The 23,048-nt window shown below is 42.7% G+C and carries 11 protein-coding genes; 4 read left to right on the top strand and 7 right to left on the bottom strand.

Annotated features, from left to right (window positions below; all coding sequences use genetic code 11):
- Nucleotides 1-216 precede the first annotated feature (216 nt).
- A complete protein-coding gene (locus H140_RS0109995; protein ID WP_019673517.1) occupies nucleotides 217-1,944 on the bottom strand; it encodes an AMP-binding protein in 1,728 nt (575 codons plus the stop codon).
- A 513-nt stretch (nucleotides 1,945-2,457) separates the two neighbouring features.
- On the opposite strand from H140_RS0109995, the gene mutY reads away from it, so the two are divergent.
- Entirely contained in the window at nucleotides 2,458-3,666 is a 1,209-nt protein-coding gene (gene mutY / locus H140_RS0109990) for an A/G-specific adenine glycosylase (RefSeq protein WP_051086892.1), read from the top strand.
- Nucleotides 3,667-3,673: 7 nt separating this feature from the next.
- On the opposite strand, the gene H140_RS0109985 is transcribed toward mutY, so the two are convergent.
- The gene (locus H140_RS0109985) at nucleotides 3,674-4,123 is read right to left on the bottom strand and encodes a hypothetical protein (protein ID WP_019673515.1); all 450 of its coding nucleotides are present in this window, start codon (nucleotides 4,121-4,123) and stop codon (nucleotides 3,674-3,676) included.
- A gap of 399 nt (nucleotides 4,124-4,522) precedes the next feature.
- On the opposite strand from H140_RS0109985, the gene H140_RS15915 reads away from it, so the two are divergent.
- Both H140_RS15915 and H140_RS0109980 read left to right on the top strand, forming a co-directional pair.
- Nucleotides 4,523-4,660, top strand: a complete 138-nt coding sequence (locus H140_RS15915; RefSeq protein ID WP_156819152.1) for a hypothetical protein — start codon at nucleotides 4,523-4,525, stop codon at nucleotides 4,658-4,660.
- A gap of 219 nt (nucleotides 4,661-4,879) precedes the next feature.
- On the top strand, nucleotides 4,880-6,199 hold the full coding sequence (locus tag H140_RS0109980) for a lytic murein transglycosylase (RefSeq protein WP_019673514.1): 1,320 nt from the start codon (nucleotides 4,880-4,882) through the stop codon (nucleotides 6,197-6,199).
- 290 nt (nucleotides 6,200-6,489) lie between these two features.
- Here the strand turns inward: H140_RS0109980 and H140_RS0109975 are convergent, their stop codons facing one another.
- Nucleotides 6,490-7,386 (bottom strand): acyl-CoA thioesterase, encoded by an 897-nt coding sequence (locus tag H140_RS0109975; protein WP_019673513.1) that lies wholly within the window; start codon nucleotides 7,384-7,386, stop codon nucleotides 6,490-6,492.
- A 529-nt stretch (nucleotides 7,387-7,915) separates the two neighbouring features.
- On the opposite strand from H140_RS0109975, the gene plsB reads away from it, so the two are divergent.
- A complete protein-coding gene (gene plsB, locus H140_RS0109970) occupies nucleotides 7,916-10,912 on the top strand; it encodes a glycerol-3-phosphate 1-O-acyltransferase PlsB (protein WP_019673512.1) in 2,997 nt (998 codons plus the stop codon).
- A gap of 53 nt (nucleotides 10,913-10,965) precedes the next feature.
- Here the strand turns inward: plsB and H140_RS0109965 are convergent, their stop codons facing one another.
- From H140_RS0109965 to H140_RS0109950, 4 genes are all read right to left on the bottom strand, one after another.
- Nucleotides 10,966-12,918: a ShlB/FhaC/HecB family hemolysin secretion/activation protein gene (locus H140_RS0109965; protein ID WP_083932740.1), complete on the bottom strand. Its 1,953-nt coding sequence runs from the start codon at nucleotides 12,916-12,918 to the stop codon at nucleotides 10,966-10,968.
- A 489-nt stretch (nucleotides 12,919-13,407) separates the two neighbouring features.
- On the bottom strand, nucleotides 13,408-17,970 hold the full coding sequence (locus H140_RS0109960) for a two-partner secretion domain-containing protein (protein WP_019673510.1): 4,563 nt from the start codon (nucleotides 17,968-17,970) through the stop codon (nucleotides 13,408-13,410).
- A gap of 732 nt (nucleotides 17,971-18,702) precedes the next feature.
- Nucleotides 18,703-19,572: an OmpA family protein gene (locus H140_RS0109955; protein WP_156819150.1), complete on the bottom strand. Its 870-nt coding sequence runs from the start codon at nucleotides 19,570-19,572 to the stop codon at nucleotides 18,703-18,705.
- 113 nt (nucleotides 19,573-19,685) lie between these two features.
- The coding region (locus H140_RS0109950) for a YadA family autotransporter adhesin (protein ID WP_019673508.1) at nucleotides 19,686-23,048 on the bottom strand (3,363 nt) is incomplete at its 5' end.

The following is a 23,048-nucleotide window of genomic DNA, read 5'->3' as shown; positions in this document are numbered from 1 at the left end:
TGGTTTTTTACAGTTATTCTTATTATAAAGGCTACTCATGCTGACCTATATACCGCAACTGTAAAAGTGCGTATAAAAAGCGAATACAAAAAAAGGATACGGCAATTGCTCGTATCCTTTTTGAACTGTTTTTAATTGTACTCGTTAACTACAAAAACTTAAAGCTCAAGATGCTATATCAACTCAATCTTTACTGTAATCAGCTCATATTTATGACTATGCATTCTGCTTCGCTTCCATCTCACGCAAGTCTTTACGTAATATTTTACCGACATTCGACTTAGGCAACTCATCAACAAACTCAACAATACGTGGGCGCTTATAACCGGTTAAATTTTTCTTAGCATAATCAATTACTTCTTGCTCAGTTAAGCTTGGGTCTTGACGTACCACAAAGATTTTTGGCACTTCACCACTTTTATCACTATGCACGCCAATAACACCACACTCTAAGATTTTTGGATGACCGGTCATCACATCTTCTACTTCGTTTGGATAGACGTTAAAGCCAGACACAATGATCATGTCCTTTTTGCGATCGACAATCTTAAAGTACCCCTCTTCATCCATCACACCGATATCACCAGTACGGAAGTAGCCGTCTGGAGTCATGACTTCGTCGGTCGCTTCTTGACGCTTCCAGTAGCCCTTCATCACCTGTGGACCACGGACACAAATTTCACCGCGCTCACCGATCTCAACTTCATTACCCTCTTCATCTAAGATGGCCATGTCAGTCGCTGGGAAAGGCACGCCAATATTACCTGGGAACTCATCTAGACCCATTGGGTTGGCAGATGCCACAGGCGAGGTTTCTGATAATCCATAGCCTTGGACAATCACGTTACCTGTACCTGCTTTCCACTTCTCAGCAGTATCTTTTAATACCGCCATACCACCACCCATCGACATCTCAAGCTTACTGTGATCAAGCACCCTAAAGTGCTCACTATTAATCAAACCATTAAATAAGGTATTAACTGCTGGGAAGAATGCAGGTGGATAGTCTTTATATGCTTTTAGCAAGCTCTTGCCATCACGTGGGTTTGGCACCAGTGAGTTGATCGCCCCTTTGCGTAGACCATACATACCACAAACGGTAAACGAGAAAATATGATACAAAGGCAAAGCAGTCATAATAACTGGCTGTTCATTGCGCTCTTCGAAGTGATCAAAAGCATCACCAATATAAGTATCGGCCTGAATTAAGTTGGCAACTAAGTTACCATGAGTCAACATAGCACCTTTAGCAACCCCTGTGGTACCACCGGTGTACTGCAATACTGCCACATCATCAAGGCCGATATTGGTTGGACGAGTATAGCTCTTTTGTGCGCCTGTTTTTAGCGCTTGCTTGAAGGTCACACTGCCTGGGATATTAAACGGCGGCACCATCTTTTTCACATGACGTACCACAGTATTGACGATAAAGCCTTTGAACGGGCTCATCAAATCACCCATCGCGGTCACAATAACGTGATCTACCGTCTTTTTGGCGATATCAGCGTAAGTCTTAGCAAAGTTTTCTAAGATGATAAGCACTTTGGTTTCTGAGTCTTCAAGCTGATGCTCAAGCTCGTGCGTGGTATACAGTGGGTTGACATTGACTAGGATAAATCCAGCACGCAAAATGGCCAAGATAGACACGGGTGATTGCAAAATATTTGGTAGCATCACCGCCACTTTATCGCCTTTTTTAAGGCCAAGTGACTGTAAATAAGCGGCCATCTGACGACTATAACGATCTAAGTCATCATAGGATAGCTCTTGATTCATACACACAAAAGAGGTGCGGCCAGCATGCTTGGTAAAGTTTTCTTCCAAAATCTCAATCAGCGACGTATCCGCTGGTGGCATTTCAATCTCATATTGCATGCCATATTTTTCATAAGTCTTCAACCAAGGTCTATTATAGCGACGCAATTGGGTGGTTTGATTATCCATAATCTGTGGATCTCCTACAAGGTAATGATATTAATAAAATAAAGTTTAATACTTGATATAAGACGGTTAACAACAATAAACGTACTAATTTTATATGGTTTCACATGTTATTTAGTTGCACATGTTATATAGCTTCACACCGTTTTTGGTAAATATAGCCCCTAAAATTTGCTCCAATGTAACGGTAATTTTTCTGCAATAACGGTTAAATAACAAACAGTTATATATTCCAATCTAAAATACACTATTTCATTGGCTATTGACAACCTCAAACTGCGTAATATGCCATAAAATAAGAAACTGTACTGTCATAATAAGGCATTTAACCCATCAATTGTAAAAATATTAGCAAGCTTGTAAAGTTTGGGTGTCGCTATGCCACTGCCAATCTACGCCACACGCTTGATTTGTAGTATGGATATAACAACACAGAACCCAAGGATTATTTAGCTTCCAGTAAGCTGAATGGGCTATAATGATAGTTTTTGTGCGTTGATAAGTGTTGTTGCTATTATGATAACGTCTAACCCTATGTCTGTGCGTCACCCTAATACTAAGATCGACACCTTCTCCCGCCGTATCCTTAACTGGTTCGATACTCATGGTCGTCACGATCTGCCGTGGCAACAGCACAAAACCGACACCCCAAACCCCTATATCGTTTGGCTGTCTGAGGTCATGTTGCAACAAACCCAAGTCACCACCGTTATCCCCTACTTTCACCGCTTTATGGACTCGTTCCCCACCGTACAAGACCTTGCCAATGCAGACTGGGATATGGTGGCGGAACACTGGGCAGGATTGGGCTATTACGCCCGTGCTCGCAATTTGCACAAAGGCGCCAAGCAGTTGGTCGAGATTATTAATGACACTGGCGACTTTCCACAAACTGTCGAAGATTGGGAGGCCATCTCTGGCGTAGGACGCTCTACTGCTGGGGCGATTGTGGCGATGGGATTGCATGGTTATGGCGTGATTTGTGATGGTAACGTGAAGCGAGTGCTGACCCGCTGGGCAGGTGTTGAGGGTGATATCACCAAATCTGCAACCAATAAAGAGCTGTGGGCGCTGGCAGAGCGTTTGACGCCTGCCGATGACAGTGGCCACTTTGCGCAGGCGATGATGGATATGGGCGCAACCTTGTGTACGCGTCGCAATCCCAGTTGTGAGGCCTGCCCTATCCATGCCGACTGTATTGCTTATGCCGAAGGCAGGCCAGAATTTTATCCAGTAAAAGCCAAAAAAAAACCAAAACCTAGCAAGTTTAGCAATGCGTTAGTTATCCAAAACCATAAACACGAAATACTATGGTTACAGCGCCCTGATAGTGGGATATGGGGCGGACTTTGGGTATTACCGCTTCAATTTGAGAAAAAAACGCTGGGTAAAAAAGTGGTTGCCACTTCCGCAGAAGACTCAGTTTATGAGAGTGAAAATACGGTTGCCGAGCAGATTGTTGATAAATGGTTAGTTGATAATAGCTTGTGTGCTGACTCTATCACCGATGGTTTATTAGAGGCAGCCCCGATTAAGCATACCTTGACTCATTTTCATTGGTACCTGCAACCCAAACAGCTTATTTTGGATAATAAGCAATCGATAGCGTTAACACAGCACCTTGAAAAAGCGGATATTAACTTGGTTTGGTTATCAGCTAATGAGGCAAAGACAACGCTGGGATTGCCGAAGGCTATGCTTAAGGTGTTACAAGTATTGTCCTAATCAGTAGCTAGTTATACTTTGAGCAGTCAATTTCTGAAGAATACTCTGCCTTTTGGATATCTATCGCGTTTATGCCGCTCATCCAGTTTCTCTTATTGTCTGGAATATACTTACCATCTAGAAAAGTTTCAAATTCTGAAGAATCTGACGTGATAAATCTCTCACCACTGCATACATTTATAAAAAAATAAACCAAATCATAGCTCTTATTAGAAGGCACTTTGGTAGTAGAACCATAGACATAAGGCTTTTGTATATACCAACTATCTACGGCGGTAACTCTTGCTGCTAATGTCTTACCTTTATAGGTTAGGTTGTAATTATTACTAGATACGTATCTTAGCTTCAGATCACCTAATATGGGTGGCAGATAATGCTTATTAATAATGAATAATATAAAGCTCACAATTAAAGACAAAGTGATTAAAATAAAGGCTCTTTGCATGATTTTTTTCATACTTTCTCTTATTTTGGATGGTTGTGCCTATTTATTCATCTGAGATGCCGAATAGAGCTTTATTAAGATTACATCTGTCTGATAATCTCTGTTTAACTGTCACCTTAAAAAGGGTACAGAAGAAGTACAAGCCTCTGAAAATAAGGTGTGCAGGTAACGATACCCAGCAATAAACCCATGTAAAGTAGCCAATGAATAGCGATGCAAGGCTGTGTGGGCTGCCTTAACAAGGCGGTTTAGTCCCTGAGCACCGTTAAAAAATTACACTGCAATTTTAGGTGCGCAAGAGAAATCGCTCAAAGGCGATTTTCTAAAGTGAATATCCTTGCACGATCACTGGCTTGCAGTGACTTAGCTTCTCAGAAAATAACAGGTTTTTTCTTGTGTCGGGGTGAAGCAATGCTTCACTCTATCCCTTCTCAAGTCACTCAAATGTTGGAACGCACCAAGCCAATAATCACTGCGCCAGTGGGTGGTCAAAGTAGAAGCGGATGGCTGGATTGGCTCCAATATTTTAATGCTTTTATGTACAAATAGCTTTAAAAAATAATTATTGAAATCGTCTGCTCATCACGTCGCCCATATCGACTTTAAGCCGATTTATTGATACAGTGTTTTGACTTAATATTTTTAGCTTATAGTAAGGTCTGTTGATTCGGCAAACATTTGGTGGAGCTAAGCGACACGCTCGACACGATAAGCTGACCTGACCTTTTTATAACCCACAATATCACCAATAATATGAGACCTTCTTTCATGCAAAAGCAACTCGCTAACTTTCAATTAAAACATGGTCTAGCGCTTATTTCAGCGCTATTTTTGGCAAGCTGTTCAACCAAGCCTGTACAACAGGTACCTGTTATCACCCCAAAGCCTGCACCAGTAATTGTTATTAAGCCAGATACCACGCCACCTGTGCAGCAGCCAGCCCCGCAACCTGCACCTGTGTTACAGCCTAAGGCAAGCTATAATAGCTTCGAAGAATGGAAGTCTGACTTTCGAGCTCGTGCTATCAATCAAGGCTATAACCCTTATGACATCAGCCGCATCATGGACTCTGCACAGCTTAATAACAGAGTCATCTCATTGGACTCAAACCAAGCTGAATTTGTCAAAATGCCTTGGGAATATGCTGACTCAGCTGTATCAGGTGGTCGTGTCAGTAGTGGTCAAAGTAAGTTTAATCAGCAACGTAGCTTGCTGTCTCGCCTTGAGTCTCAGTATGGAGTGAATGCGGAGATTATTGCTGCTATTTGGGGTATGGAGTCATCATTTGGTTCTTTTACGGGTAGTAGCTATATCCCAAGCTCTTTAGGTACGCTCGCTTATGAAGGTCGCCGCCGTGAGTGGGCGGAAGAGCAACTGCTGGCCTTGATGAAAATTATCGAGCGTGGTGATGTGTCTCCTTCACAGCTAAAAGGTTCTTGGGCAGGCGGTATGGGACAAACTCAGTTTATCCCTGGTACTTGGCTTGAGCATGGTGTTGATGGCGATGGTGATGGTCGCCGTAACCCTTGGGCAACAGCTGACGCCTTGGCATCTACTGCAAATTATCTAAGTAACTCAGGCTGGATACGTGGTGTGTCTCCGTTTTATGAAACTACTCTGCCCAGCACTTTTGATTACCATTTATTGGGTCAAAAAATGCCTGCCTCAACTTGGCGTTCAATGGGTATCACTGCAAATGGCGGCGGGTATATTGATGACCATACCTTACTGGAGTTATGGTTACCTGCCGGTAAAGAGGGTCCTGCATTACTGCTAAGCCCTAACTTTGACGTGATTAAAGTGTATAACAACTCATCTAACTATGCACTAGGCGTGAGCTTATTGGGTCGTGCTATTGTCGGTCAGTCTGGTATTCAAAAGTCTTGGCCACGTTATGAAAAGCCACTAACCAAAGGGCAAGTTAAAAACTTACAATATAATCTCACTCGTGCTGGCTATGATACTCAAGGTATTGATGGCATTATGGGTACCAATACACGCAATGCATTTGCTCGTTGGCAGACAGACAATGGGCAGATACCCGATGGCTTTGTCACTCAGCGCAGTGCCAATTCTTTAATCTGGTAAACTTACCCAGCGATATTATACCAAATCTAAAAATTAAGCTATCGAGGAAAACGAGTGCAAACGCTACAAGTAGTAGGTTTAGCGAGTTTGACAAAGATAGGTTATTTTTCAGAAAAGGTATTACTAGCTGTTAAAAAAAGCAGGCTATGAAATTTCATAACCTGCTTTTTTAGTGCCTTTTTTAGTTTCTTTATTTATCTAAAACTTTATTCTCAAGCTTTATTATCTAACTGTCTTCTCTGATTCTTTTCTCTGATTTTCTTCTCTCTGCTTAAGTCTAATGGCAACAACTAACGGTCACGTAGTCGCATTAATCCTTCTTGCTGCACCGTAGCAATCAGATTACCATTTTGCCAAAACTGGCCATGATTGAGCCCACGTGAATGTGAGGTGGTATCGCACCACATGTCATAAAGCAGCCACTCATTGATATCAAACGGACGATGGAAATGCATTGAGTGATCAATACTGGCCGCCTGCAAGCCCTTGGTCATAAAGCTAATACCATGTGGCATCAGCCCAGTACCGACCAAGTAATAATCTGATGAAAATGCCAATAATGCCTGCTGAATAGCAACAGGCTGCTCACCCAGCTCCGGAATACGTAGCCAATTGGCCTGCTTGGGCTTCATTGGATCTGGCACCACTGGATTACGGGGCTTAACGGGCTTAATCTCAACATGACGTGGACGCATAAAGCGCTCACGCAAAGGCTCAGGTACATCGCCAACATGATGCTCTTTTAATGACTGCTCCGACTCTAAATCCTCTGGTGGCGGGTAAGCAGGCATGTCTTCTTGATAGTCCAAGCCACCCTCCATCAAAGAAAATGAGGCCATCATAGTAAACACAACTTGCTCAATCTGATTGCCTTGTTGATCTTGTTTGCACTGTACCGCAGTCACTTCTCGAGCTGATAAGCTGCGCCCATCACGCAAGCGGCGCACTTTATAGATGACTGGCTGATTAATATTACCGCCAAGCAAAAAATAGCCATGCAACGAGTGACAAGGCTTGTCCTCATCTAAGGTACGTGCAGCTGCCATAATTGCTTGAGCTAAGACCTGACCGCCAAAGATACGCTTGCCGACATAGTCATAACTTTTTCCTTCAAAAACATCAGTATCGATTTGTTTTAATTGAACCGTATCAAGCAGTTGATCTACGAGCTGTTTGTAATCAAACATCAATATTCTCCAAAACAATCTAAGTGGCCGAGCTGCATATATAAGCAGCACCTCGCTACTGGCTATGTATTAAGTTAACAAGAATAACTTTTTTATTGCAAGTTATTTAATGGGTCATTTTATGATAAGTGATTACAGCCCCTTGTTAATTTTTTTAAGAATAACAGCACTCAAGCTGATCTCATTGCTGTAATATTAAATCACCACCAGGCTTACTACTAATAAAGGTTTATAACCAGAAACCAACTCAATAACTCAATGCTCCCCAACTGAATGCTCTATGATAAGATATATTTCGAGCCTTATCATAAGAGTAAAGTTTTCAGAGAACACCTGTATTACTTTATTCATTTTTATGGCAATATAGGGGCAGTATCGTATAGCATTAATTTATATTTGAGTACCTTTTATATTTGAGCACCTTGACTTATTACAATAAGTAAATGTTGCTACAATAAGTAAATGCCATACCAAGTAAGCACTATACATCCCTAACCTTATCTTATTTTAATAGGTTTAATTCAGACTTATGCTTCCATCTCGTTTATTACACTCGCTAAAAGAGCGCTTAAAAAAGCAGCGCCAAGCACAAAAGACCAGCAAAGAGACACGCTCAGCCTCACAGCGGTCATCACCTAGCTTCCAAGAGCAAGCGGCTCAAGCAAGCGCTGCTATCTCTCGTTCTGGTCGCTCTGTCAACCAGTTGTATCGCAAACTATCTGGGCAGGCGCTTGAGCTGGCAGTAAAACCTAAAATCATTGGTGACCTGCCAGAGATTAGTAACGAGGCGGGTGCACTGACCTTTTATGTGCTACGAGAATACTCACGCTCTAATAGCATCTTGGTTGATCTACAAACCAAAGAGCATGACTTTCCCCCTGCTTTGGTCGGGGTGGAAGATCCACGTCATCAAATTGATGAAAACGCAGCCATTATATTTTTGCATCATCCCAACGCCAATGGCCGCAAGGTCTCACCACGTCTGGCTCGTCTGGTATCTGCCTGCCGCCAAAATCCAGAGCTAAAAATCAATCTGGTGCCTGTCTCTATTCTATGGGGGCGTGCGCCAGATAATGAAGACTCTTTATTTAAGCTGTTAATGGCAGACAACTGGGATGAGCCTTCTTTGACCAAGCAGCTGTTTAATATTGGGGTGATGGGGCGAGATACCTTTGTACAGTTCCATCCGCCACAGTCACTGCATGAGATTATTGAGTCGTTGACCGTTTCTAATCAGTCTGAAACTGAATCTAAGTCCGAAACTAAGCCTGACTCTCCGCTTCAAGCTCAGTCAGCGAACTTGGCAACCGACACGCCCGGCGACAGTGCCAAACAAATTGCCGCTGCCTTGCTAGCGGCTAACGAGTTACAGCAAAAGCAACCAAAGCACCAGCAGCCTAGCACATCGTCAGCCACTGCTGGCGCCTCATCTCAAGCTGATAAGCCAGAAACAAGTGCCTCAGAAAATGAGCTACTGCACCAAGCCAAACGCAATATCGAAGCGCAAGCTCTGTCTAGCTCAACAGCCTTGTTGACCGCGACAGAAGCCAACTTCAGCCTAACCTTATTGGTGCAACATAAGCTTAATGCTTATTTAGACAGCCATCGTCAAAGTATGATTGGCCCTGATTTGTCCGATAAACGCAACTTAGTCGATAAGCTGATTCACTCACCAGCCATCAATCACGCTTGTCAGCAAGAGGCGGAAGCCGAAGACATCAGCTTTACCGCTGCCAAACAACGGGCGCGCGGTTATGCCAATGAAATCGTCAATGATTATAGCTACTCAGTGATTCGTTTTTTTGAGCGCTTTTTAACTTGGCTATGGACGCAGCTGTATGACGGCGTTGAAGTACACCACTTTGAGCGAGTACGAGAACTGGCCGCCACCCATGAGCTGATTTATGTACCTTGTCATAGAAGTCATGTTGACTACTTACTGCTGGCGTATGTCATTTTCAAAAATGGTCTAAGCTTGCCGTACGTGGCCGCTGGTAACAACCTAGACGTACCCGTATTAGGGCCTTTACTGCGCAGTGCCATTGCCTTTTATATCCGCCGTAGCTTTAAAGATAACGAGCTGTATAAAGCGGTATTACGTGAATATTTGCACATGCTGATTCAGCGCAATACTCCCATTGAATACTTCATTGAAGGTGGGCGCTCACGTTCAGGTCGCCTATTACCACCTAAGATGGGAATGTTAGCGATGACGGTCCACAGTCACTTACGTGGCTCCACTAAGCCACTGGCATTTATTCCGACCTATATTGGCTACGAACGTATTATGGAAGGCGGCACTTATATTGGTGAGCTTAAAGGCAAGCCAAAAGAGTCCGAATCCTTACTGGGCTTATTGAAAGTCAGCCGCAAAATTGAGCGCATTTTTGGTCATGTTCATCTAAGCTTCGGCACGCCGCTGCACATGGAGGACTTTATGCGCAAGTTTGATGTCGAGCCCAATAGCCTGCCAGCCGATCGCACTGATACCCCACTAGACGCCAAGGCTTCTGCCATGGTTGACAACCTTGGGGTGAAAATCATGCAAAATATCAATAAGGCGGCTGTGGTCAACCCAATCTCTTTATTGTCGCTGGTATTATTATCGACACCAAAGGCTGCATTAGATGAAGAAAGCTGCCGTGAGCAAATCGCTCTGTGCCAGCGCATCGCCACTGGCATGCCTTATGCCCATGAGACCATCATCACAGATATGGAACCTCAAGCCATTATTGATTATGGTATTAAATTAAAGCTGGTAGAGCGCACCCCACATATCCTCGGTGATATGATTAAAGTGTTGCCAAAGCAGATGGCCATTTTGAGCTATTTCCGCAATAACATCTTACATGTATTTATTATTTCTTCGTTCTTAGCCGCCTTGGTTTATCGCAACGGTCGCATTGAGCGCAAGCGCTTAGACAGTATCGTGACTCAGCTCTACCCCTTCTTACAAAGTGAGCTGTTCTTGTTCCGTGCAGCGCGAAATCTGCCAACCTTAATTGAAGAAACACTGAGCAATTTAATTGAACAAGAAGTCATCGTCGACTTGGGCAATAACATCTTAAGCACCCCTGAGAAAAACAGTGAGCAGTATCAGCAGCTTGATATGCTTGCCGCTCCTGTGTCACAAAGTCTTGAGCGCTATTTCATGGCATTGGCGTTATTGGCTCAGCAAGGCTCAGGCCGCTTAACCGCAGAGCAATTGGTAGATCTGTGTCATCTGTTAGGTCAGCGCTTGTCTGTACTGTATGCCGATGACATTCCAGACTTCTTTGATCGTGCGCTATTTACCAGCTTCTTAAATGCGTTAATCCGCTTAGAATACGTTAGCAAAGATAAGGAAACGGGCCTGCTCGATATCGACGAACGCATTCATAACATCGCTCGTCATGCGCATTACATTCTAAACCCAGATATTATGCAGATTTTGCATCATGTGGCCAGTTTAGATGATGATGAAATTGCGCATGCCATTAGCGAGATTAACAATAAAAAGCTCAGTAAGTTTAGCCGTAAGCGTTAAGTTTTAGCTGATTAGGGGTAAACATTAAACGCTTTTTTAGGGCGTATTCCTAATTAAAAAAACCAACGCCAAGCTGCTGATACTTCAGTATCTTGGCGTTTTTTTATCTGCTGATTGGCATAGTCCACCCGAGCACGACTGGCACTGACATCCAGCTCCCACTTTCTCTCCAATGCCTTGTCTATAACATCATAACCTATCAGCTTTAACCCAGCGGTGGCACTCATCGCATCACTGGTATCATCCTCCAAATCACGGCCTGAATACTTCACTACCCCATAATCTGCGCCCACATAAGGCGACCAGCGTATCTGCTGCGTACCAAAGGCTTGCCAAGCTGACTGCATTGGCTCAAAGCTTAACGTATTGCGCAAAGTCACACCTGACTCTGCCGCATTATAAGCGTTACTAATACCACGCACGCCTGAATAAGTCGAGCCAAGCGATTGCTGAGTAATACCAAATAATAAGTCATCACTGTACTGCCCTTCTAGCTCATGCGTCATCTGCCAGTAGCCAATAAGCTGACCTGATGACACCATAGAATGCTGATGCGACACATAACCTGAAAGTAGCCAGCGCAAATAATCATCTTTTAATCCCTGTCCAGTTGCAGGATTATCATGATTACCAAAACCTTGTTCAACACTAAAATCGACCACCCACGCCCCTGTGGTCACCTTTAACGGATTATCTAAGTTACGATTGTTAAACAGCTTGGTATGATTGACGCCAAGTCGGGCACTGCTTAATGTCGGGCTTTGTACCGCCAAACGACTCCCTAATAACTCGCTAGTGACATCTTGATGCGCCAGCTGTCCATACACCGAGGAAATACTGTGTTGGTTGCGATGAAAGGTATAATCACCACGTATATTTGCCTGCCAGCTATCACCTGTCTGCTCAAGTAGTGAGTTGGGCAGCTTTATCGTGCGTTGGTATTCATCAGCAGCCAGCAAGCCCGACCACTGCCAGCGACCGTTAGGAATAGAGGTATAAATACTAACACTGCGCCGCTGATTGTCCTCGTCATAGCCATAATGTTCGGTAAGACTCTGCTGTATAGACATAGAGGTCACATCCGCTTGCCCAAAGATATTTCGTAGTGTGCCATGCAACCTAAGTTGATTATGGCCATAGCTGTCATCTGGATCATAACGCCACTCTAAGTCGGCACCTAGGGTGTCTATCTGCCCCTGTTGGCTCACTTTTAGGCGCACATCCTTACCAACTGGATAGATGTCTATCAACAACTGACCATCTATCACCCTCTCGCCATTACTAACCGCCTGATCAAGCAATGCCATATTGGCCGCTTTACCCAAGACATTACCAAACAAGCGTGATGTGGGTAACTTGGTGTGGTTATCTATATCTATAATTTTAGCCACAGACACGTGCCACAGCGAGATGCCTTGTTGACTGTCTGTTGGCTCAATCGTAATCTTAAAATAGCCAACATCCAGATATGCCTGAGTAATATGTCGTACTAGCTCATTCGCATCCGCCACAGACAAACACTGAGCACGATTCAATGGCGTAGCGATACTCTGCATCGGTGTAGATAGCCGCTGTGCTAGCTGACGCAGCTGCGTTTGTACTGAGTGGCTCAGCTCTGGCATGTTGCCAAGCTCAATACGCTGTGTTGGCAAGCAGTTAAACGTCTGCGTCTTATCCTCATCTACTGAGGGGGTTGCACCAGGCTCTTTGTCATCAGACGTTTTATCATCAGGCACAGTAGTGACTGCACGTTTATCTTCAGGCTGCGCTTGACGTAATGCTTCAATACGCTGCTGTTGTATCGCATCTTGCCATGCTTGTTGCTGTTCAATAGTGCGCTTCCAGATAGGTTGCGCTGTATTTGGTTGCTGCTGTATGCGGTTATTGTCGTTGGCAGTGGCGGCAATGGATGCTATCGGTACTGCCGTACAAAGTATGCCAAGTCCTGCCGCAGTAGCCGCTTGTATGAGGTGCTGGCTATCGTTCATTCTAAAGATTGAAAGCATATTGTCTCGATATGTTCTAAGTATAGTCAAAGAAAGTATAGTCAAAGAAGTCTAAAATGGTTTGAAGGCAACCAAGTGCAAGTACTGCTCATGTAGGCTTAGCAAGACACGCCCTAGTAGTTCGCTGACTATATAATTTATGAATACAGTATAAAAGCTGTATAAAAACCTCACTCTCAACCCTTGTTGTATAGTTGTAGTCAGATAAATGAGTTACAAGGCAACCGTGTGCAAGTACTGCTCATGTAGGCTAAACGAGGTTAACGCTGTAACTCTTTTATATGGCTGTGACTATAAGCGATGGCTTTAATACAGAATCTTTAATAGCAAGCTATATTTTGCTGGGATAAAAGCACCAGTTTACATTGAACTCTAATAAGTTGAGTGTAGGGTGTATAGAAAAAAAAGCCCACACCTAAAGTAGGCATGGGCTCCTATTAACCTACATTATTTGCGATATACTTACTCGCTAATAGTGCAAAATACTATCTACAATTTCACATTTGCCTTAGTGTTTGCGCCATCAGTGTCATCCCATTCATAGTCAACATCGACATTGACTGGGATGTCAAGCGCAATAGGCTTACCTGCCAACGCATCTGTGATTAAACTTGGGATAGTATCAACAAAGTCTGGTATGCTGAATGTCTCTCCATCTATTGAAGCACCTACTTTGTGTACAAAGTCATCATTATTACTGCGACTAACCTGGGCACCACCAAGATTGGCATCTCTCGCACTGACGTTGGCAGCATTTACCGCAATATTTCCACTACCAACCTTAGTGTTAAGTGAGTCAACATTGATACTGGTTTGATGGGTAATTTTCTGATTATCCACATCAAAACCTGCTTTACCTGATGCCTTTAAACCAAGAATTGTGCCGTTATTAAAGTCAGTTGTGATCGCATCTGTGACACTAATATTGCCTGCGATAATATCTTCAACAAGCTTAACTGGATTACCGTCAATAGAAGCCTCAGTATTTACATTGACTTTAACCACATCATCTTGAGCAGCATTAATGCTAAACTCATTACCCGCTTCAACATTGACAACACCTGCATTGATGTTAGCTTGTAAGTTGATATCGTTACCCGTATTAATATCAACACGGTCTGCGTTAACAGTACCGATTGCATAGTAAGCGCTGTTATCGGTTTCAACATTTAAGTGAGCGCCAGCAGTGTGACTATCAAAGCTATCTTCAGCAAGCTCCCCACCTAAGTTTGCACCAAGGCCAAAGTTACCAACATAGTCCTTTGACTCAGCAGCAGCAAGATTAACATCACCCTCTGCATGTGTATTGGTTAAGCTGATATTATCAGCAGTAATATTAGCGCCTTGTACTGACAGCGCATCACCTGCCTCATTTGCCGCAACAGTTAGGTTCTTGGTGTTAACAGTCGCACCCTGTGCTTTGTTGCTGGTTTCATTAACCACACCAAGTTTCGCGCCTAAACCAAGCTTATCACTGGCAAGATCAGGAGCAAAACCCCCATTACCATTCATAATAACGCCAACCGCACGATGGGTATCTTGTGCTGCTGCAATATTTGCACGATTACCTTTGACCACAATATTATCTGACTCAAGGTTTGCGCCATCAACCTGAGCTAGCTGTTGCCCAGCTACACTCACATCCTTGGTCTTAATAGTAGCAACTTTGGCTTGAGTATCTTCAGTACCCAAGTAATTAAAACCTGCTTTGGCAGATGCCGAAGGTAATACGCCAAGTCCAGTAGTGACCGCAGCAGGAATAACCGTAACGCCAACTGATCCACCTAGCTCAGCGCCACCGGCCGTATTCCATTGTTTATCACTGTCTTGAGCAATGACTGCTTTTTCACCTGCATTGATGTGATATTGCTGAGCTTCAACATCTTGTGCTGCCACAGCTTGAGTCACCGCATCAATCGATACAGTATCTGCTTTTAAGCTGCCTTTAATGGCTTTAGCATCTCCTGTTTGTAGATACTGATACGTGCCTTTACCACCTGCGTCCACTGTTACATCTGTGAAATCACTGGTTGACGCATTGATATTGATGTCGCCACGACCACGGTGAGAGGTGGTCACAGTTGAGTCATAAGCGGCTGTACCAGTATAGTCATCAGCATTGATATTAATGGCATTTGCAGAGATTTGAGTACCTGCATCTACCGCTGTATTTTGAGCGGCAATATTGGCATCATTAGTCGCTGTGATACCCGTGGTATGCGCCGTTTTCACCTCGGTAGTAACGCCATCACCGTCACCTGATAACTTGATACCACCACCTAAAGGCTTACTAGTGCCCGCAAATAGGTCTAATGCAGCATCACCGCCAGCGACTACTTTACGATCAACAACACGATCATATGAGGCATCATTATTAATGTCTTGACCCGCTAAGTCTACTGTTGCAGCGGTTATCTGCGTACCTTGGTTGCTCAAGCCTTCTTCTGCATTTAAGGTAGCTTTGTTACCTGCTTTAATCGTTGAGTTAGCCGCTTGATACTCATTGTGCTCATCGATGATCTGATTGTGCCCAATGCTAACACCGACTTGTACACCAGTTGCACCGCCTCTTACATAGGCTTCAGGTCCTGTGCTCTTATAGACTTTGCTATCTACTGCCGTTAAGGCTTCGGTTGCACCCGTGGACACTTGCTTGCCGTCAATAACCACACTATTAGTCGCATTGATATCTGTACCATTTAGGCTGACCTCTTGTGCTTTGAGCGTCGCATTATTGGCAGATATGGTGTTATTACGCGCATTTCCTGACCCTTTGGTAGTGAGCGTCGTCACCCCTTTAATAGAGCCTGAAGCCTCAACCTCAAGATTTTTTAATTGGTCAATACCGTCAGTCACCAATTTGGTCACGCTACCATTTAATACACCGTCAACACCGCCGTTAATCACATTGTCAAAGTCATCTTTTAGATCAAGGTTAGAGCTTGCTTTGCCATCAGTGCTGATATCATACGTTTCAGTCTTGGTAATATCAGTAGCATTGGCAGCATTGGTGGTTAATGCTGATGTCGCAGATGTATCAAGATCTCCCGTTGCCGCCACATCACTACCGGTCAAGGTAATATTGTCACCAGCTAAGGATAACTCTTTTGCAGACACATTACTGGCGACAGTGCTCTGAGCCAAACGATCAACCGCTGTTTTCTTATCGGTGATGTTAAACGCAGTACCATGACGGTCTTCTGCATAATCTTGCTCAGTGGCAAAGCCATTACTAATATTAACGTCACCTGCAGCAGTCACATTCAATGCATTATCCGCTTTGATACCACTAGCGCTGACTGTAACATCGCTATCACTGCTTAACGTGGTATTTTTGGCATTAATTTGACTGCCTGTTAATGAGGTTTGTGTTTTGTTATTGATATGGGTTTCACCACCACCAATACCACTCCAGTATTTAAAGTCTTCTTCATCCGTTTGGCGATTACTTGTATCGCTACTCGCTACGGTCAATGCGCCATCACTGGTTAAGTTAGCCGTATCCGCAGTTAGCTGAACACCTTCTAAGCGCTGTTCACCACCACTATTTAAGCTCACATTCGCGCCACTTATAGTGCTTTGATTTCCACTTTGAGTCGCTTGAGTAATTGTACGAGCACCTGATTTAAGATCTGCTGTTTCATTTTTATAACGGTTAATATCACTGTGCGATTTTTCTGTTGTCTCGCTTGTGGCAACTAAATCATTACCAGAGCTTAAAGAGACACTATTACCCTTGATATCAGCACCAGCGATTTTTAAATCTGCTGATGCATTTAAAGTGATATCATCATTAGCATTTAACTGAGACTGATGATACTGCTGATCTTTATCTAACGCTTCATTTTCATTAAACCATAGACCTTTGCTATTGCGTGCGGTTGTGCTATCGGTATTGGTGGTAGTCACACCACTTACGCTAATATTATCACCAGCAGCATTAATGCTATTACCTTGTAACTGGCTACCTTCAATGTCTATGTTGCTACCACCAAGCGCTATGGTATCTCCCGTAACCTTAGAGCCTTTAAAGGCTTGTGTTTCTTTATAACCAGAATGAGTCAACGTGACATTATCATCAAGCTGCTCTTTACTCTCTGGTAATTCAGTACGTGCGGTTTGTACCTCACCGCCGATAGATAGTTGCTTCGCCCCAACAAGTGACACTGATTTGCCTGAAATGTCACTGTCAGATACTTTTAAGGTATTCGCTGCCGCGTCAAAATCTTGGTCGGCACTGAACTGACCTTGTAAGGTCTGTGTCGCACCAGCGTCCGTATTATGCAAACGGATACGACCAGACTGCATACTGCCCAAAATCTGACCATCTAAAGTCACATGTGGCTGACGTCTTTCTAACTCACTAACATTAAGCGTGTCATAGTCGATATTTTGACGACCAGTGATAACATTAATGGCATCAGTGGCTGTGATATTGCCATTAATATCTACCTTAGGTGCCAATAGGTCTAAACGCTGATCACCCTTGACCTCACCAGTTAATGCTAAAACATTGTTATTGCGATCACCCACTATAAAGCTGGCTAAGCGCTCATCTTTAATAGTTGGCTTACCCACAACCAACGATGCTCGCTTGGTATTAATAAAACCTATATTTTCACCAGTAATACCATTTGGGTTGGCCAAGATATAGTCAGCAGCCATCCCAAATACTTCTTGTTGCCCTAAGATGAGTGATGGGTTTTTTGTCACTACTTCATTTAAAATAACGGATGCCGATCCAGATAAGTTGCTATTGGCTTCAAGCTGACCTGCTAGCTGTGACTCACCTGCCACCAATGAGTTATTTAACACTGCACCTGACTCACTCACATTAAACTTTTTATATTGGTTGTGTGATAGCCCTTTGGCGTTTGGATTGGCAATATTGACCACATCCACCTTGCCTACTTGGCTAACTGTTGTGTCGCCAATAGGTCTAATATTGTCAGCAAGTGCCGCAACACTCATAAAAGGTAGTACCAAAGCCATACTGACTGCACTAGCAATCCTACCTTGAGGGGATAATTTAAAAGTTTGTTTTGTATTCATAACCGTGCCCTTTACAATTGTACACGTTCTAAATGTGTACTTTTTATGTGGTTACTATCATGTCCCCATTCACCCTTCTCACTTTATTTTGCCCAAATAAGCAACTAAGGTGATTAAGACTGATACTAAAGAAGTCGCAATAGATAAAGTTTCTAATTAAAATTGCAATCAGAATCAATATCATTCTCATATAATCAGAAATACATGACAGTATTATTACAAACAACAATTCAGTCACATTTCACAATCACTTCCTTCTACTTGTAACTCACTGCCACCGTCAACTCAATCGACTTCATCATCTAAACTAGCAAAAAATAAGCATAGTGCAGATACTTTTTTTGTATCTTAATGTGACAAAATTGATTATAACTTATTGAATTTATTAGTCAGTTTACAAACTACTTATAATAGATTAGCATAAAAATATTTATTAAAAAAAATAAAAAAAATGACCTTGATATTAAATAAAACTTATACTGATGTCATACTACACCTTCCTCTCAAACCTCTAACAATCAAAAAAACAATCGAAATAAAAAAACAAATAATTAAGAATATATTAATAATAAAAAACAGTAGGTAGAAAAATTTGGTGGTTATGAAACCATAAAAAAGTCATTAAATAAGCAACAATAAAAAGTGCCGACCCCTAAGAGGTCGGCACTTTTTATTGTTGCTTATTATTGTTATTTGTCACTAGCATTTTTCAATACTAACAAATGAATACACCTAGTCTTGAGTAACTGTCACATCCAAGGTCACACGACGGTTTGGTTGCAGACAATCAATCTGTACTTTGCGTGGCTCTTTAGTTGAGCACTCTTTGACGGGCTGAGATTCACCAGCGCCAATAGCAATCATAGATGCTGGATGGACACCAAGATTGACTAAGTAGCTACGAACTGTTTGCGCACGTAGCTGCGATAAATTCATGTTATACATATCATCACCAAAACGGTCGGTATGACCAGTAATAATGATACGTGTTTCACCCATATCCTGATATTGACGGAGTTTGGCTGCTAGCTCATCCAACTCAGCACGACCTTGTGGTAGCATATTTTCAGGCTGCCACTTATCAAACTTGAATAAGGCATCTGCACCTAAGTTAATACGCTCTTTGATTGGCGCTGGCGCTTGGACGACAACAGGCACAGGCTGTGCCACAGGGGCAGGAGCTGGTGCTGGCTGTGGTGGACAGTCTGCTGCTGGATGCCAATAAAACTCTTGACCACGATAATCTTTATCAAAGATGACTTTATATTGACAGACTTTTACAGTGTCATCTGGCATATAAAACTTCATGATATAGTCCCACTCGCGTGCATGCTGTGCTTCGCTAAAGTGTGGACGGCCGATCAACTGATATAACTCATCTTTTAAGATGCCTGGTTTAATTTTTGCCAAGTTTTCACTGTTAGGAAACTGACCCTCATTTTGCCAGGCGTCATCTAGCTCAGGAAACTTAACATTTTCTATTTGTACACGACCTTCTTCTGTAATACCTTCACTCAGATATTTGGTACCCATACAGCCTGTCATGGCTAGCATTGCAAGACCGACTGCACCAAGACCTGCTAGTTTGTTTGTGTGACTCATTTTCATAAGAGTTCCTTCAAAATTTAAAATCTAATTGATAGTGTGAATAAGTTTTGTTGTCTCACACCTCAGCTATCGAGGTGTGAGAGCTTTTTAACGATTTGAGTATCGGACTAGAAATGGAAGCCAGCGCCTACTGCACCACCCGCATTACCTTCTGTATCAGCACTACCACTGATTTTAAATACCCAGCGACCATTGTCTGATAGCTTAGACAGACCAACGGCAACCGCAGCTTCACCGTTATAAGACGCCATACCACCCGTTAACATGCTCTTACCCGGTAGGTAAGCTTGTGGTAAGGCCGCCATTGCCATCGCTGATGAAATACCTGCGTTGGCTTCATCGCCGACTTTTTTGATCTTAGTATTTAAGTTATAGCCAAGATCTTTCAGCTGGTTAAGGTTAACAGCATCTGTACCATTCACACCAGGACCTACATTAGTAATAGTATTACCACCGTTATTCAGACCCTGATTGGTAAGAGTAACTGTATTATCAGGCAGGTCTGGGTTGGTTATTGTGATGCCGTTAGAGTCAACTGATGTATTACCTACATTAACTTTATCAAACTCAACTTCTGCTTTGGTTGCTACAGTCAAGTTTGTACCATCACGAGTAATTTCAATGTTTTTACCATTGATAAAGTCAACTGTATCACCTGGGTTAACCATCTCACCTTCATCACCATTAGCTTTAACAGTGAAGCCAGATTTGTTAATTGCTTCTGCAACATTGCCTGTAGTGGCAATACTACCAGGCTTACTGGCTGAAGCAGTACCATTTGGTGCAGTATTGATGTTACCAGTATTTACACTTAATTTGCCGCCTTCAGTGTTGATAGTGCTATCAGTTTCAACTGACACGACATAGTTATCTCCACCTTTATCATTTGGCGTATCAGATTTAGTAACTGTGATCGGACCTTCCCCTGATACCGAAGTGTGTTTTGCAGCTTCTGCATTAATCTTAGAGGTATCTACAGATAGATCGTAAATAAATCCATTGCCATCACCTTTAGGCTTAGCATTAACAATAATAGACTCATCCTTAGAGGTAACCTTAGTACGACCATTATCGACATAGCCTTTGTTGGTAACTGAGTTTGGACCATCACCAACATTTTCTACATTCATGTTGCCCGCATTGATATTGCCTGCTGTCACATTGTCAAACTTAACGTCACCTTTAGTAGCAACAGTAATATTAGTGCCATCACGCGTTACATTGATGTTATCACCACTGATAAAGTTAACTTCATCGCCTGGATTAACCATCTCACCAGCATCATCAGTTACAGCATCATTAGTCGCTTTCACAGTGAAACCAGAGTTGTTGATGGTATCAGCAAGGTTGTCTGCGGTGACTACTTTATCGCCTTCGCCCGCTTTAGGAGTATCAACTTTACCGCCTGTTACGGTAAGATCTGTGGTCTCAACCTTGCCGCCAGTACCACCTGTACCACCAACAGCTACCAATTTACCACCTACAATTTTGATTGTTGAACCATCAACATTCACATCGTATTTGATATTACTGGTTTTACCATCACTGTTGATATCTACAGTTGTAGCATTGCCGTTCGTAAAGTTGACGTTATCGTAAGCTTGTACAAAGTCTTTTTGTGTACCAGCTTGTTGCAGATTGAAGCCTGCATTTAATACGTCCCCTACTGTTGCAGCGCTAGATTTGTTGATATTACCAGGTGCTGGTGTACCATCTGTTGGTAAGTTAGGGCCAAGGCCTGTAATCGTGTTTGTATCGCCATTGATAGTAATTGGGTTATTACCACCAATATTAACAACGTTAGCTAACTTAAAGCCGACCTGGTTATCTGTTACGTCGGTGACGATATTACCGTCTGTACCTTTGTAGATAACCGTTTGACCTAGCTGTACATTATCATTGTGACCAGCACCATCCGCTATGTTAAAGCCTTTTCCAACATTAGCGATAGCATCTTTATCACTGTCTTTAAGCTCAACTTTGTAGTCAGTGATATCAGTATCGTCATCTTTGGTACCAACGACTTCTAGAGTTTCTGAAGATACGGTTGTCTTCTCAGCATCTACAGTATAGATAGGCTGATCTTTATCACCTGTTGTTGGAGTGATTGTTACGTTGTTACCTGCTTCAACTTCGGTACGTCCATCATCCACATACTGTTTGTTAACAATATGATTACCCTCCGTGATAGGACCTGTGTAAGTAGCACCTTCATTAGTTACAAAGAATTTATCACCAAGGTTAGTATCCCCTTTGACAGTGGTATTACCTTCAACGGTTGTGTTGCCATCAACTGTTAGATTCTCAGTAACGTTAACATTGGTAAACTTAACATCATCAGCGGTTGATACTTTAATACCGCCTTCGCCATCATCTTCTAGCTTGATGTTTGTACCAGTCACAAAGTTAGCTGTGTTGTCATCTTTCTTAATGGTTTTAACGTCTTTTCCATCAATTTGAGTCACAACTTCTTGTAAAGCACTGTCCGCATTTGCCAAGCTGTCTTTGGTAGCTTGTGATAAGTCAACTTTATAGTCAGTTAAGTTAGTGGTTGTATCTTTTTCACCTTTAACTACACTAACTGCATCTGAACCTTCTGATACTGTTGTGCCATCAGCATTCACTGTGTACGTATTAGTTTTCTCGTCTAGGTCAACGCTCGCAATGTTTGTACCCTTAACAACTTTAACTTTTGAAGCTGCTACGGTTTGTGTTAACTGATCAACGTTAACAGCGTCTTTACCATCTTTACCTGGAGCTAAGTTGGTGATGGTGTGGTTGTTCATGTCGATGCCATCTGCATTGATGACAGGTCCGCCGTTGTTAATAGTAACTTGGTCAAAGACTACGTCATCTTTGGTAGCAAAGGTGAACTCATTTCCAACACGTTTAACGGTTAAGTTATCACCTGCAGTATAAGTTACTGTCGCACCTGGGTTGATTAACTTAGCTCCAATTTCATTGCCTTCAGCTAGGTTACCACTTGATGCAACATTAAACCCTGAACTGTTTATCGCAGTTGCTACAGTATCAGCTGTTGCAAGTGCATTAGTATTTACAGATCCATCACTATTAGTAGGTGCGTTCACTGACCCATTACTGTCATGAGTTAATGTTGTGGTAACCGCTTTGATTGAACCATCCGCATTCTTAGTGATGGTTTTATTATCAGTATTAACGGCTACGTCAAAGATAGTAGCGCCAGTAACATCATCTTTAGTAGTGTTCACTGTGATTGATTTATCTTCAGATTTAACTACTTCTTTAGAAGCTGCTACTTGTGTGGTTAACTGACTAACGTTAACTGCATCTGTTGGTTTTTCACCTGGGGCTAGGTTGGTAATAGTTTTATTACCCATGTCGATGCCGTCTTTATTGATAACCGGACCACCATTATTAACCGTAATACTGTCAATATCGGTTAGGTCTTTCGCCATCACTAAGTTCAGATTACCATTAGCGCTGTCTAC

It is taken from the genome of Psychrobacter lutiphocae DSM 21542, assembly GCF_000382145.1.
Taxonomy (GTDB): domain Bacteria; phylum Pseudomonadota; class Gammaproteobacteria; order Pseudomonadales; family Moraxellaceae; genus Psychrobacter; species Psychrobacter lutiphocae.
This window is presented reverse-complemented; position numbering and strand designations above follow the sequence as displayed.